The organism is Butyricimonas sp. Marseille-P3923 (assembly GCF_900184685.1).
Classification (GTDB): Bacteria; Bacteroidota; Bacteroidia; order Bacteroidales; family Marinifilaceae; genus Butyricimonas; species Butyricimonas muris.
On record NZ_FXXL01000006.1, the window covers coordinates 408,545 to 423,884 of the forward strand.

The 15,340-nt window shown below is 44.1% G+C and carries 10 protein-coding genes and 1 tRNA gene; 1 reads left to right on the forward strand and 10 read right to left on the reverse strand.

Annotation, left to right across the window (positions count from 1 at the left end):
* Window positions 1–24: 24 nt before the first annotated feature.
* The 8 genes from CS948_RS07580 to gcvP all read right to left on the reverse strand — a co-directional run bounded on the left by CS948_RS07580 (window position 25) and on the right by gcvP (window position 12,890).
* Complete coding sequence (locus CS948_RS07580; protein ID WP_099291102.1) at window positions 25–999, reverse strand: DUF4843 domain-containing protein; 975 nt, start codon at window positions 997–999, stop codon at window positions 25–27.
* Window positions 1,000–1,022: 23 nt separating this feature from the next.
* Window positions 1,023–2,426, reverse strand: a complete 1,404-nt coding sequence (locus CS948_RS07585) for a RagB/SusD family nutrient uptake outer membrane protein (RefSeq protein ID WP_099291103.1) — start codon at window positions 2,424–2,426, stop codon at window positions 1,023–1,025.
* Window positions 2,427–2,444: 18 nt separating this feature from the next.
* Complete coding sequence (locus tag CS948_RS07590) at window positions 2,445–5,735, reverse strand: SusC/RagA family TonB-linked outer membrane protein (RefSeq protein WP_099291838.1); 3,291 nt, start codon at window positions 5,733–5,735, stop codon at window positions 2,445–2,447.
* A 170-nt stretch (window positions 5,736–5,905) separates the two neighbouring features.
* Window positions 5,906–6,883: a hypothetical protein gene (locus CS948_RS07595; protein WP_099291104.1), complete on the reverse strand. Its 978-nt coding sequence runs from the start codon at window positions 6,881–6,883 to the stop codon at window positions 5,906–5,908.
* A 6-nt stretch (window positions 6,884–6,889) separates the two neighbouring features.
* Window positions 6,890–8,023: a TlpA disulfide reductase family protein gene (locus tag CS948_RS07600; protein WP_255301903.1), complete on the reverse strand. Its 1,134-nt coding sequence runs from the start codon at window positions 8,021–8,023 to the stop codon at window positions 6,890–6,892.
* A 37-nt stretch (window positions 8,024–8,060) separates the two neighbouring features.
* Window positions 8,061–9,233, reverse strand: coding sequence for a FecR family protein (locus CS948_RS07605; RefSeq protein WP_099291106.1), 1,173 nt, complete (start codon window positions 9,231–9,233; stop codon window positions 8,061–8,063).
* Between the two features lie 124 nt (window positions 9,234–9,357).
* Entirely contained in the window at window positions 9,358–9,933 is a 576-nt protein-coding gene (locus CS948_RS07610; RefSeq protein WP_099291107.1) for an RNA polymerase sigma factor, read from the reverse strand.
* Window positions 9,934–10,001: 68 nt separating this feature from the next.
* Entirely contained in the window at window positions 10,002–12,890 is a 2,889-nt protein-coding gene (gcvP, locus tag CS948_RS07615; RefSeq protein WP_099291108.1) for an aminomethyl-transferring glycine dehydrogenase, read from the reverse strand.
* A gap of 186 nt (window positions 12,891–13,076) precedes the next feature.
* Between gcvP and CS948_RS07620 the strand changes: the two genes are divergently transcribed.
* Window positions 13,077–14,411 carry an ATP-binding protein gene (locus CS948_RS07620; RefSeq protein ID WP_099291109.1) on the forward strand — a complete coding sequence of 445 codons (1,335 nt, stop codon included), beginning with the start codon at window positions 13,077–13,079 and terminating at the stop codon, window positions 14,409–14,411.
* Window positions 14,412–14,444: 33 nt separating this feature from the next.
* Here CS948_RS07620 and CS948_RS07625 read toward each other — a convergent pair.
* Together CS948_RS07625 and CS948_RS07630 are read right to left on the reverse strand one after the other, a co-directional pair.
* A tRNA-His gene (locus CS948_RS07625) sits at window positions 14,445–14,520 on the reverse strand.
* A gap of 66 nt (window positions 14,521–14,586) precedes the next feature.
* Entirely contained in the window at window positions 14,587–15,174 is a 588-nt protein-coding gene (locus CS948_RS07630) for a DUF3109 family protein (protein WP_099291110.1), read from the reverse strand.
* Window positions 15,175–15,340 lie beyond the last annotated feature (166 nt).

Sequence of the window (15,340 nt, forward strand, 5' to 3'; positions counted from 1 at the left end):
AAATTCATAGACATTCTTCTTTGCTTACAATACAGGGAACTGCTCGAACGGCAACGGATTATCAAGATGCTCTGTGTTATATTGATCATAAGCATTTCTCAACAACTGATTTAACCTAACCGCATCCCACTCCGCATACCAGTAGACAAAACTTTCATAGTCTGCTGCACTAAGCACCTCCTGCATAAAAGTATGTTTAGCCATAGAATACTCTCCCAATATAGCTAAATGAGGAGGATAATTCCACCACTGTGGAGCCGGCGGTTCCGGGAACGAAAAATCCACCTCTTCGTCCGGGTGTAAAGCCTTATATTCCGCCAATGCTTCATTCAAAGTCTTAAGGTCCTCACTCCAATTAGCATACTGGTTATACAAGGTCTTCAAAATAGTAACCATAAATGCATATTTATCTTCCGTATACTCTCCTACAACATCATCATCCCATTCTCTCGGTTGCGGGTATCGATTAATCAACCGTACACGATATTCATCCTTTTCCGCTACCCCCAGTTCCAAAGAAGGATCCGAATTCTCCACGTCGAACACGATGCTCACGGTAAATTCTTTCCGCACTTTTGGATTCAACACGTACACCTCTACCGTATCCTTTAACTGTCCGGCACGAAACACATATGAAGGTTCAAACTCCAAAAATGAAACTGCCGTTGGATCTTCTCCCTCTCCGACCTTAGCTTTCAATCGAAACTCCCGATCATAATCTGCGGCACGTCCCATCAAATACAAATTCAACTTCACACCTTTTTTTAACAAAGAATCTCCCGAATACTTGGACTCCAAATAATAATCGTTATCACCCGGTCCCCACCGCATCGTATCCGTTACGTACTCTTTCATGAAATCAACCGTAACCCTTAAAGCATTCGTGTCATAATTAAATTGCAGCCCATCTCGCTCCAACGAATAACTGATAATCTCTTTCTCCTGACACGATGCAAAAGAGAGCAACAAAAAACCTATATATAATATATACTTTCTCATAACCAATTCTTTACATTTTTAAATCACTCGGCTTCTCCATAAGTTTTCTCGTCATCCGGAACCGGCAGAACATAAGCAGAAAAGTTCTCCACGGGACAACGATAAAACGTACTCCTATTATGTCTTTTCAAGAAATAAAAATACTGTCCTTCCGCGAAAAACTCCTTCCGGTACTCCTTATCCAACACCTCCAACCGTTGTTCCTCCGTCACATCCGTTCCCAAATTATTACTTCTGGAAATACCCCGAGTAGTTCTCACCGTATTAATATATTGCCCACACTCGGACAAAGCCACAGATTCAGCCAAAATATAATACATCTCGGCTAATCGAATCAAAGGTATTTTTTCTCCATACAACCCCTCACCAAGATATTTGCGACACATCAAAAGATTACTAGCCGTATGATTAAAACCATACCCGGAACGATAACGCATATCATTCAAACCGATTCCCTCGTTAATCTCGAACAATCCGTTTGCATTATTTCCCGTAATATAATACTGCACATCATAAGAGGAACCATTCACCCAGTAATTTTTCAATTTCTCCTCCATATCATACATGGCAAGACCAAAAACGGTCTCTCCATATAAAGAAACATCCTGCTGATTATTCCGAACAAGTTCTAAGCCGGATTTTTCAATCACTTCCCGAGCATACTGTGCAGCCAACTCTTTATTTCCCCGATATAGATATACACGTGCCAACATCGCTTTCACCGCAAACTTATTCATACGATGCTTGCGTTGCCCGATAAAAGGCTCTTCAGCCACATGCTCGTAATTCATCGGATCATTTTTCAACAACTCTTCAGCCGCCTGAAGATCTGCAACAATGCGCTTAACAACTTCATTAGCAGCCATCATAGGAGCGCTCTCCGAATCGAACTTGTCCCGGAAAGGGATACATAACTTCGTGGAATCCAACGAATAAATCGGCCCCCACAAACGCAATATATCGAAATAATGGAAAGCCCGTAACCCAAGAGCCTCACCCTTCATCAAATCTCGATAACCTTCCGTCAAAATAACATCCCCGTTCGTTTCAAGATATTGCAGGAAATTATTGATATTCGCTATCTCGTTATACAATTTCAACCAAATATCGGCTATGGCATTTTTAGAACTTGTAGTCTCACCATACTTGTATATTGCCGCACGCTCCTCATCCGTAACAGCTCCCGGGGCATAATTATCATATCGTTGTACCAATTTCTCTACAAAATCGAATGTCATTTGTCTACCATACGATTTTTCAAGAGTCATCATACTATATAAACCCGTCAATGCACTTTTAAAACCATCCTCCGAAGTAAAGAATTTCTCTGCCTCGATATCCGTTTTGGGGTTCACATCTATCCAATCCTGACAGGACGATAAAAACAATGAAACGGTACAAATTGCAACTACTAATATATTTCTCATCTTGTACTCCTCCACATTTTAATTAAACAATACCGACAAGGACACGTTAAACATCCGGGCAAAAGGATAATCCAACCCCCGCTCCGTCTTGATCGAAGAAATTCGTCCTAAATCCTCCATCGTGGCATTCAATGACACACTTGCTATCCGGCAAGCCTGCAAGAACTTAAAATTCTTCGGGTCAAAACGATAACCAACAGACAAAGATGTAAAGGACAACTCATTACGCTTTTGAACGAAACGACTGCTCATCCCCGTTTGCTGGCTGACAATCGACATTGATTTATAACGGGCATTCCGGTTTTCAGGACTCCAACGACTGGATAACGCTCTACGATCCACATTATACGCCGCACTGGAATTTTCAATTTTATCCACCAACGTTTGATTATACCACCATGCTCCCAGTTCGTAAGTACAAGCTAAAGCAACACTCCAATTCTTATACGTGAACGCGGAAGAAATAGCACCTCTCAATTTCGGTTCCTGATCCCCGACAGCAATCTTATCGAGCGGATCCCAAATATAAGTCTTTTCCCCGTTACGAGTCAAAAACACTTCCTGCCCCGTTGCCGGATCTATTCCCAAGGAAGGAACAACAAACAACTGTGTCGTGGACTTCCCCTCTTCATAAATAGCTTCCGGAGAACCGTCTTTCTTCTCCAGATTCTTTTGATTCATCGCCTTCATCTCATTCGAAATCTTCTTGATCACGTTTCTGTTATGCGAGCCATTTGCGGAAACACTCCATTGAATCTGCCGCTCATAATCCTGAATAGGCATCACGCTGAACTGAATATCATACCCTTCATTCTCAACCGCACCCACGTTCATCGTCTTTGACGCAAAACCGGTTGAAGGCGCTATATTGTAATCCAACAACAACTCATCCGTGTAATTATTATAATACGAGAATGATGCATTCACCCGACTATTCCACAACCCGATCTCGAGAGCCAAACTCCGGTTCTTCGTCGTGGACCATCCCAAATCCGGATTACCTATTCCTTTCAATTGAGCACCTAAAATATCCGAAGAAGGATACGGGAACAACAAATCGTCGTAAGTATAAGTTTCTTTCGCCTGATACGGGGAATAACTTTGAGAACCTGTGACTCCATACGAACCTCGTACAACCAAATTAGATATTAATGTATTCTGAAACCATTTTTCCCGGTGTATATTCCAACGAGCACCGGCAGCCCAGAAAGGAGCCATACCCGTATTCGCTCCGAATTGGGAAGAAAGGTCACCCCGAACACTAAAATCAACAGCAAAGCGCATATCATACATATAACTCACTTGTCCTATCAAACCTACTGTACGGGAAGTTGATTCGGAACCTCTTACCCGATCATCCATCTCGTAAGCGAACAAAAAGTCAGTCATATTATCATTCGGGAAACCGAATGCTTGTAAATTGACACTGTTATTCTTTGATTCATCCACATTCCAACGCGCAAACAAACTCAACAAATGCTTATCCTTCGTGTAATTATAATTCACGGAAGCATTCACACTCCACGCCACATTATCTCCCGTATTCTTCTCGTACGAACCTTTTTTAGTTAGGTCCTCCTGCGGGATAAAATCAGTATGATTCATCGATTTAAACTTTTCCATACGGGAAATACCTTTTGTTATGGAAGCTCCCATCGACACACGGAAATTTTCCTGTATAGCACACTCTATCGTGAAATTATCCACCACATTAAAATTCTCTGTAAAATCCTTGTATTTAAACAAAGTATTATACAACGGATTTACCACTGTCACGGTTCCACCTCCCTCTCCCGGCAATATCTTTTGATCCAAGAAACTCGTGTATCTTCCGTTCTCATCCGTCTTCCGGTAATAAGGATTCAATCTTGTGTACAGACTAAACGAACCGTACGGAGAATTATCACCCCTCACGTTCGACAATGTTAATTGGTTTTGAATATTCCATTTTTTCCGACGGTATTGAAGTGACAATCCTAACCCCATAGTATTTCGGCCCGATTCCTTCATCACACCCGGCTCTCTCGAATAATTCAAGCTCAAATTATACCTCAATGCCTCGTCACCACCTTCCATGGATAGCGTATGGCGATGTGTTACAGCTGTACGCAAAGGTTCCGATAACCAATACGTGTCTACTCCTCTCTGAATTTCTGCCTTATAATAATTATAATAATTCAATTGACTCGTGGTCGTGAACACCCCGGCCTGTCGCTCGTATTCCAATTTCTCTTTCGCGTTCATCAAATTATAATCCGATAAATCAGGAACGGATATACCCATATTCATGCTATATGATATATTCAACGCACCCGGAAGCGGCTTCTTCGTTTCCACGACAACCACACCATTTGAAGCCTTGGAACCATAAATAGCGGTAGCTGCCGCATCCTTCAAAATTGTGATCGACTCCACCCGCTCCGGATCAAGATCCACTATACGCTGCAATGTAGTTTCAAAACCGTCCAACACGAAAAGCGGCATATTCGGGCGTTGTGAATAATCACCCATCATCATCTCCATACTATTCGCATCCACTCCCCCGTTACCCAATTGCACATCTCCCCGTAAACGGAACTCCGGCATTGCATTCGGGTTCGACCCTGCCCGATTATTTTCCAAAATACGGAAACTGGGATCAAACACTTGAAGCGCCTTTAACAAATTATTCGGACTAAGTTTCTTCAACTCGCTTCCCTTTACCGTCACGTAACCACCCGAGAAACTCTCCACCTTACGAGGAGCCATACCCGTCACCACAACATCCTCCAGTTCTGTCTGCTTCTCGGTCAACTTAATCACCACGTTCTCCATATTTCCCGTCACCGGAACAATTTCCTCCTCGTATCCCACGAAAGACACCAACAAAGCAGAAGTCCCCTCCGGCACCTCAATAAAAAACTTCCCGTCAATATCCGTCACAACACCCATTGCTTTGTTTTCCTTGAGAATAATACTCGCCCCGGGCAACGTCTCTTTCGTTGCCGCATCTATTACCGTCCCTCGAATCTTAAAAACGACCACCCCTTGTGCGGACTTCTTGTATTTCAAAACCACTACCCGGTTCATTTGGTATTCCACCTCAACCGACTGATCGCCTAACACAAGCAATAACACGTAGTCCAACGTCCTATCTTTCACATCGAAAGAAACACGCTTATCAACATCAATCTGTGAATGATTATAAAAGAATCTCACCTTCGCCGCCGAAGCCAACGTGTCCAACACCTGATTCAACTTCATATCCTTCACGTTCATAGTAATCTTCGTGTTTTTATACTCTTGTTCCTGTCCAAAAACATTCTGCATAGAGAACAATACACATAAAAAAACACAACAAACCAATTTAATAATTAAATCTCTACAGATCCACTTCTTTTTTTGCATAGTTTTGTATTGTTTTTAGTTTAGAGGCTTTAAATTAAAATCTATTCTAGAGGGGAATATAGTGCGAATATATTTCCCTCTATATTTTAAGCCTATTGCATCACTTGATTCAATATTTTCTTGTACTCTTTTTCCTTATTATACTTCTTCAAATAATCTTTCACCAACTTCTCGACCATATCAAAATCCTTATTTGCTGCCACCGCATCATATAAGAACACGAAAAGCGCCGTATCCCTCAACGCACCCTCGTAAAAAGCTGCCAAATCCTTGTATTGCTCCTCAATAGAAGTCGGTGCCTTATACTCTTTGCCTGCGGCACGGGCTTCCCGTTCTCTCACGTAATCTTTATAAGGCGACAACATACACATGTAAGCCCTATTTCTCAATGAAGCTTTATCATTACGCAACTTATACTCTTTCAATACACTCCAATAATCGGCAGTCATACAATCCTCCAATTTCTTCTTGTGCACTTCTGCACTAGCGTAAGGATAAGTAATCAGATTAGTCAACAGCGTACCCTCGATACTCGATAATACCATATTATACATCTCTGGCGTAATCTCACCCTTTACCTTATCCAAAATAGCTTTTTCATCCTTCAACTCCTGCACGGTAGCCTCGTGAAACTTCTTGGCATCAACTTGTGTCACCAGCATCGCCGGAATATTCGTCTTGTAACGCCGTTCACGCTGTAACATCTCTTTCTCGTATACCTTCGTGTTCACCGCCACTGCCGCTGGAGTTCCCGAGAATTCCACTTTATCATAACTCCGCCCTTTATAAGTAACCTTCAAATGAATAGAATCTCCCGGTTGCAAAAACACCTCGATAAAAGTATTCAGCTTCAATGTAGTAATATCATCCAAATCCACCGTGAATTCCATCAACTGTCCGTCCTTGTACGGAAACTCCATATTAATCCCATCCTTCTCAAGAAAATCAAAATGTAATTTATCTCCCTGATAACCGTATATTTCCGCACTCACTACCGTGGGACGCCCTTTCGCGTTACACGTCCAAGAGAACAACCCACATAAAAATACCGTCAACAACAAATACCTCATACCCTATTATTTATTTAAAACTTCCTTTACCTTCTTAATCAATTCTTCACCTCTAAGATCCAACGCAATAACTTTACCTTGCGGATCAATCAATACGGTATAAGGCACTGCCGTCACGTTACACAATTTCACGGGAGGCGTTCCCCACGATTTCAAATCACTCACTTGAATCCACTTCATTTTATTTTTCTCTACCGCATTTAGCCAAGCATCTCTCTTTTGATCCAAAGATACCCCCACGATTTCAAAATTCTTTCCCTTACACTCCTTGTAAAGTTTCACCACGTTAGGCATTTCCCTCATACATGGTCCACACCACGATGCCCAAAAATCAATCAACACGTATTTCCCTCTCAAGCTACTCAATTTAAATAAATTACCATCCTTATCAGGCAATTTGAAATCCGGCATATCACTTCCCACCTTAAACTCAGCCAATCGAATATATTCATCCAACTGTTTCGTGTAAGGATGCTCGTTCAAACTCGGATCGACCAAGGCTCTCAACTTCTTTAATTCATCCAAAGAAACATTCGCCCGCATCTCCCAAAAAATCATAAAAGGAGCTATTGCCTGATCGGAATAACGTTTTACCAATTCTTCCTGCAACTCCAAATTTCTTCTATTATGAAAATCCGTACGGGCCTTAAAATCTCTGGCCCTCGCCTCATCCGATTGGTTCCGGTTCAGCAACATATCAACACGGGCAGCCCGACTAACACTATCCATATGAAACTTTTGCGTTGCCCTATAAGCACTAAAAATCTCATTATTCGGCGTACCAACCACATCTGAATTCAAAAAAAACTGCGAATTAGCTTTCACGCGAACCGTTCCTCTTTCCACCCAAACAGGAGTAATCGGACTCAAACACTCCGGATCACCACTCTTAACGAAATACATCCTCGGAACGCCACAATCTTTAACGACAAACGTGTATTGATTATCAACGACATCACAACTATCCACAACCCACGACTCCCCATTAATCTCCTTCTCTTCCACCAAATACACCTTCTTACCCTTATAAACTCCATCCAATACACCGCGAATCACGCAATCCTCGCTTATCGTTTCACTCTGCCCGAAAAGCCCGACAAACGACATTATCAAACATCCTAATACTAAAATCCTTTTCATACAAATTGCTTTAACTTCAAATTAAACATGATAAAAATCACCTAACGTATAATTTATTACCCTCCATTCTACACGATAAAGAGGACGTCTCCCCCAATCGCTGAACAAAAGCATCAAAACTTTCTTCTTTATTCACCACGCCCGTGAATATCGACTCTCCCACACTCCCTTCCAGCACAATCTCCACCGCGTACCAACGCTCCAATATCCGGGCTACATCAGCCAATTTCTTTCCCCGGAACACGTACTGCCCGTCTTTCCAAGCAATGAAATCTCCCGCATCCACCACAGCCATCTCCACGTAATTCCTTTCGCGATCATAACGCAACTGGTCATCCGGTTTCAACTCGTAACACCGCTCCCCCGCGTAAGCTTCCACTTTCCCGCTAACCAAAGTCACTTCCACGAGCCTATCCCCTTTATACGCGTTGACATTAAAAGACGTACCAAGAACCTTAACACGTACCCCGTCCATTTCCACGAAGAAAGGATGACACTCGTCCCTAGCCACTTCAAAATACATCTCGCCCGAGGCATATACCACCCGTTCGTCGCCACCGAAAGCCACCGGGTAGCGCAACTTGGAACCGGCATTCAACCACACCTTTGTTCCATCCGCCAAAGTGAAACTATAATCACACAAAACCGGAGTTTCCAATGTATTATACACCGTTTCCCCTTTCACCGAATCGGGAACACAATACTCCAAACCACCCGCTTCGTTCTCCCGCACCTGTATCCCTTGCACCTCATCCAAAAGAATACCTTCCCCGTACAATACCATCTCCTGCCCGTTAGAAAGGGTCAACGTGGGAACTCTCCGCCCCGTTACCGCCACTTCTACCCGTTGGTTCTCCTTCGGCATCATCTCTCCCTCTTCCCGGTTAAAATAGAACAAAGCCACCCCTAAAGGCAACAGTAACATCGCCGCATATCGCACCATTCGTCTTACTCTCCGCCTCCGGTCGCCCAAAACTTTCCTCCTCCGCACGAAAAAATCAAAGGCCGTCTGCACGTCAGCTTCCCGGTATTGCCTAATCTTTTCCCGTGCCACCACGTCCGAATAAATTCGGTCAAACAGCATCTTGTTATGCCCCGACGCCCTCTTCCAAGAATCCAACTTCGCTTGCTCATCCCGCATGCTCTTCCCTGCCAAACTCTTGGATATCAATCTTGATATTTCAAATAATATCTCTTTCTTTGAATCCATAATCTATACTTTATCAATAGACACAAACAGCATTTTCCTGTCCATTCATATATAAAACGCACATCCTTTCCAAAAGGGGGGATGAAAAATAAAAAATAATATACGATTTTATTCGTAACGAACGTTACAACCAAATCAAACTAACCAGACAAATCAAATCAGCATCTTTCAAACGAGAAATCAATTTTCTCTTCCCGTTACTTTTATATTCTTTCACGGTATCCACCGAAATCTCCATCTTTTCAGCTATCTCCGCGATCTTCAACCCTTCAAGAGTCAACATCATTACCATTTTGCATTGAGGCGGTAATGTATCGACGGCAGCCATCAGACGGGCATACACATCCTCCTCCAACACCTTATCCCAAAAGTGTTCTACATCTGTTTGCGAAGACAAAACTTCCTTGTGATATTTATCCCGCACCTTTTGTTTCCTGAAATGGCTGATACATTTATTTTTCAGAGAACTGTACAGGAAATATTTAACCTCGCTCTCCGTTCTAAATTTGTACCCGCTTTCCAACAACGAAATAAACACATCTTGAACCAAGTCCTCCGCCACATCATTATCTTTCACGTAATAATTCGCCAGAGCTTTCAACGCCACGTAATAAATTCGATACAAGTGTTGATAAGCCCGGTTATCTTTCCGTGCCAGCAAATCCAATAATTCCTCTTGATTCAATGCATCATCTCCCATTGACAAAGATAAAAGAGGAAGCGTCCCAAAAACCTCATGGAACGCTTCCCGCTATAATAACTTGAAAATTAATTTTCTTCCGTGTAAGACTCAAGCGGGTCACAAGTACACATCAAGTTACGGTCACCGTAACCGTCGTCTACACGACCTACTTGCGGCCAGAACTTGTTCTCTGCCACCCAAGCCAGCGGGTAAGCCGCTTTGCTACGCAGGTAAGCGTGCGACCATTCATCGGCGGTCAACACCTTGTGCGTGTGAGGTGCGTTCTTCAAAACGTTATCCGTCTTGTCAGCCTTGCCCTCGCCCACTTCAATCATCTCTTCACGAATCGTGGTCAATGCCGCGATAAAGCGATCCAGTTCTTCTTTCGGCTCGCTCTCGGTAGGCTCAACCATCAACGTCCCGTGAACAGGGAATGACAAAGTAGGAGCGTGGAACCCGAAGTCCATCAAACGTTTCGCGATATCCAACTCGGAAATACCATACTCTTTGTTGAACATGTTGCAATCCCAAATCATCTCGTGCCCTACACGACCTTGCTTTCCTTTATACAAAATCTTGAAGCCCAACTTCTCGAAAGAAGAAGCTAGATAATTGGCGTTCAAGATAGCCATCTTCGTCACCATCTCCAACCCCTCGGCACCCAACATCAGCAAGTAACCGTAAGTCACGGGCAACATTCCCACCGAACCGTAAGGAGCGGCAGCAACAGCATGGATACCTTCCTCGCCTCCGGTCTTCACCATCGTGTGCGACGGCAAGAATTTCACCAGATGAGGAGCCACGCAAATAGGACCTACACCGGGACCGCCACCGCCGTGAGGCATAGCAAACGTCTTGTGTAAGTTCAAGTGACACACGTCAGCACCAATCGTACCGGGGTTCGTCAAACCGCATTGCCCGTTCATGTTAGCCCCGTCCATGTAGAACAAACCGCCATTCTCGTGAATAATATCCGCCAACTCTTTGATCGACTCCTCGAAAATACCGTGAGTCGACGGGTAAGTAATCATAGCACCCACCAAATTATCACGATGCTCGATAGCCTTCTTGCGGAAATCCTCCACGTCAATATTACCCTCCGGGTCTGTAGCCGTCACGATAATCTTGAAACCCGCCATCGTGCTTGACGCAGGATTAGTTCCGTGCGCGGAAGAGGGAATCAAAATCACGTTCCGATGCCCTTCCCCTCTGGCGATATGATATTGGCGAATCACCATCAACCCCGTGTACTCACCCGCTGCACCGGAATTAGGCTGCAAACTGCATCCTGCAAAACCGGTCACCTTACACAACATATCCTCCGTTTCACGTATCATCTGTTGATACCCCTCTGCTTGAGAAAGCGGAACAAACGGGTGTAAACCGCCAAACTCCGGCCAACTGATAGGCAACATCTCCACTGCCGCATTCAACTTCATCGTGCAAGAACCCAATGAGATCATGGAAGTAGCCAAAGAGATATCCCTTCTCTCCAGATTCTTCATGTAACGCATCATCGCGGTTTCCGAGTGATAAATATTAAACACGGATTGCGTCAAAATCTCATCCTCACGCAACATCGCCGGTTCCAACACCGTGCGGTCGTCAATAAACTCGACACGCTCGGCTGTCTTCCCTGCCGCCTTGGCAAAGATACCGATCAACGTGTTGATTTCCTCCTCGTTGATTTTCTCGTCAGTAGACAGACCGACCACTTTTCCGCACCCGCAATCACAATAGAACAAGTTTATTTCCTGCTCCAAAGCGGCATCGCGCACCGCCTCTTGAGTTACACCTTCCGGCAACTCGAAACGAAGCGTATCGAAGAATTTCTCCACTTTCAGCTTGTAACCCAACTTCTGGATTTCTTCTGCCAGAGTCACTGCCGCCGAGTGAATATGACGAGCGATACGCTCCAATCCTTCACGCCCGTGGTAAGCGGCATAGAATCCCGCCATCGTGGCGTTCAACGCCTTGGCAGTACAGATATTGGAAGAAGCCTTCTCCCGTTTGATATGTTGTTCGCGAGTCTGCAAAGCCAGACGCAAAGCATGATTTCCCTGTGCATCGATCGTCACGCCGATAATACGCCCCACGATATTACGCTTGTACTCCTCTTTCGTCGCCATGTAAGCGGCATGAGGGCCACCGTAAGACATCGGGATACCGAAACGCTGGGTAGTACCCACTGCCACGTCAGCACCCCATTCTCCCGGGGCGGTCAGCAACACGAGGCTCATCATGTCAGCGACAGCAGTCACCAACGCCCCGTTAGCGTGCGCACGATCGGCAAAAGCCTTATAATCCCGTACTTCCCCGTTAGCGGCAGGGTATTGCACGATAGCACCGAATACATCCGGTGTAAATTCAAAAGTATCATAGTCACCGTAAACCAACTCGATTCCTTGCGGCGCAGAACGAGTAACCAACACGTCCTTCGTCTGCGGGAACACTTGGTTATCCACGAACAATTTATTCGCCCCGGCTTTCTTCATCTCCTTGCTACGCAAACCATACATCATGGTCATAGCCTCGGCAGTAGCTGTAGCCTCGTCCAGCAACGAGCAGTTGGCAATCTCCATCCCGGTCAACTCGACCACCATCGTCTGGAAATTCAACAACGCCTCAAGACGTCCTTGGGAAACCTCCGCTTGATAGGGAGTGTATGACGTGTACCATGCCGGATTTTCCAAAATATTCCGTTGAATCACGGCAGGTGTAATCGTGTCGTAATACCCTTGCCCGATAAACGTCCTGTACAATTTATTTTTTGAAGCTACCGCTTTGATACGAGAGAAAAACTCGAACTCGGTAAGAGGAGCCGGTAAATCCAGCGGATTCTTCAACCGGATTGATTCGGGTACGGTTTGCTCTATCAACTCGTCAAGAGAACTGACACCCACCACCTTGAGCATATCCTCGATATCCTCTGGACGCGGCCCAATGTGTCTCCACAAAAATTTGTCTGTTGCCATCTATTTATTCCTAATTATTAATGATTTATACTCTAAACCATCGTTTCGTCAACGATTGTGTAAAAATAGACATAATTCCGCTTAATACCAAAAAACGAATAAAAAGTTACAGTTTATAATACAGCCTCACAATTCCGCCGTGGCGAAATTCGCGGCGGCGAAAATAATGACATTACAGAGAACCCTATGAAATTTTACAATCGAGAAAAAGAATTGGAATTACTTGCCCGAACAAGGGAAATTGCTTTCAACAATCATTCACAGATGACAGCAATAACCGGACGCAGACGAATCGGGAAAACAAAACTTATATTGAAAAGTTGCGAGGGCACCCCCACGGTTTATCTTTTCGTGAGCAGAAACAATGAAGCGGCACTGTGCCAACAATTCGCGCAAACCGCAAGTAAATCCTTAGACACATTCATCCCTGCTGAAATATCCTCTTTCGTGGGGTTGTTCGAGATGCTCATGAACTTGGGGAAAAATCTATCTTTCAACCTTGTAATAGACGAGTTTCAAGAGTTTTTTTACATCAACCCTGCCATCTACAGCGGAATGCAAGATGTTTGGGATAGGTACAAAGACACAACACGTGTAAACTTCATAGCAAGCGGTTCGGTTTATACTCTAATGCACCGTATATTCATGGAATACCACGAACCGTTATACGGTCGCTGCGACAACATTGTCAAATTAAAATCATTTACTCCCTCTATCATCAAAAAGATTCTGGCAGACTACAACCCGAAATACACTAACGACGACCTGCTAGCTTTATACACTTTTACCGGGGGAGTTCCCAAATATATTGAAATCCTACTTGACAAAGGATGCTACACGATAAACGATATGGTCGACTGTCTTCTTCAAGAAAACTCGATATTCCTTGAAGAGGGGAATATATTGCTAATCCAAGAGTTCGGCAAAAAATATGGAAATTATTACGCCATTCTTTCCGCCATCGCCTCAGGCAGAAACACTTCGGCGGAAATATCCGAATCCATCGGCAACACAAGCGCAGGTGGTTTATTACAACGTCTTGAAGAAGATTACGAGGTAATAGCAAAAAAACGCCCGATTCTATCCAAGGAAGGTTCGCAGACCGTTCGTTACGAGATTTCGGATAATTTCTTACGGTTTTGGTTTCGTTATATCGTAAAATATCAAAGCTATATACAATCCGGGCTTTTAAATGATCCCGCTGGGATCGTCAAAAATGATTACCCCACTTATTCCGGGATCATGCTGGAAAAATACTTCAGGGAGCAACTCATAGAGAAACAATTATATAGCAATATCGGTTCATGGTGGGAAGCATCCAAAGGAAAAGACAAAGAACAGCATAAAATTGATATCGTGGCAATTTACGCCTATGAAAAAAAAGTACTCGTTGCCGAGGTAAAACGTCAACGCAAGAATTTCAAACCCGAACTATTTCAAGAAAAAGTCGAAGCGATTCGTACAAAACTATTCTTCAATTACGAGACAGAAACAGCTTGCTTCACGTTAGATGATATGTAAAAAGCGGAGAACTTTCATTCTCCGCTTTTTCGCGGGTGGAAGACCGGGTTCGAACCGGCGACCTTCGGAACCACAATCCGACGCTCTAACCAACTGAGCTACATCCACCATTTTGCTTTTGCGCTGCAAAGATAGAACAACTTTCGTTTCTCGCAAAGAAAAAGCTACAAAAATTTTACCGTCGGAACTTAATTTTTCCCGTCTCGATCTCCCGGGCGGCGTAGCACAGCTGCTCGTACCACTCCTCCCCGTATTTCGTGATCAAGGCATCTTTCAGGAACACGTACACCGGAACTCCCTCTCGCTCACCTTTTAACCTTGCACATGCACATATCGACCATTGATCGTAATTCATCGCCTCGTAATTCTGGTACTGCTTCACCCGTATCGGGTACAAGTGACACGAGATTGGTTTCCGGAAACTGCTCTCGCCCCGACTCCACGACTTCTCGATAGCACACCAGCAACTTCCGCCCTCCTCTATCGCGTAGGCACATTCTCGTCCCCCGATAAGCGGAGTCACCAAATCGCCCTCGACATCAATCGTCGAGAAACCTTGCTCCTCCACGGCGGCAAGCCCTTCCGGCTTCATGTACGGGCGAATCTTCTCGTAATTCTCCCGAATCCGCTCCGCTTCCCTCTCTTCCAATGGAGCCCCGGAATCCCCTTCCACGCAACAAGCTCCTTTGCATACTGCCAAATCACAACAAAACTTCTTCTCGAAAATATCGAGGCTTATAATCGTATTCCCTATCTGTATCATGTGCTAATTGAAAATTGAAAATGCAAAATTGAAAATGTTTTTTCAAAGTTACAATAATCTCACCCTTATTTCTCTCGTGTTTAAGCAGAGTTTAGTTAAATAACATGTATTATTATTTTATATTCTTTATACTTACCTTATACCATCTCCTATTCAACTCCCATTC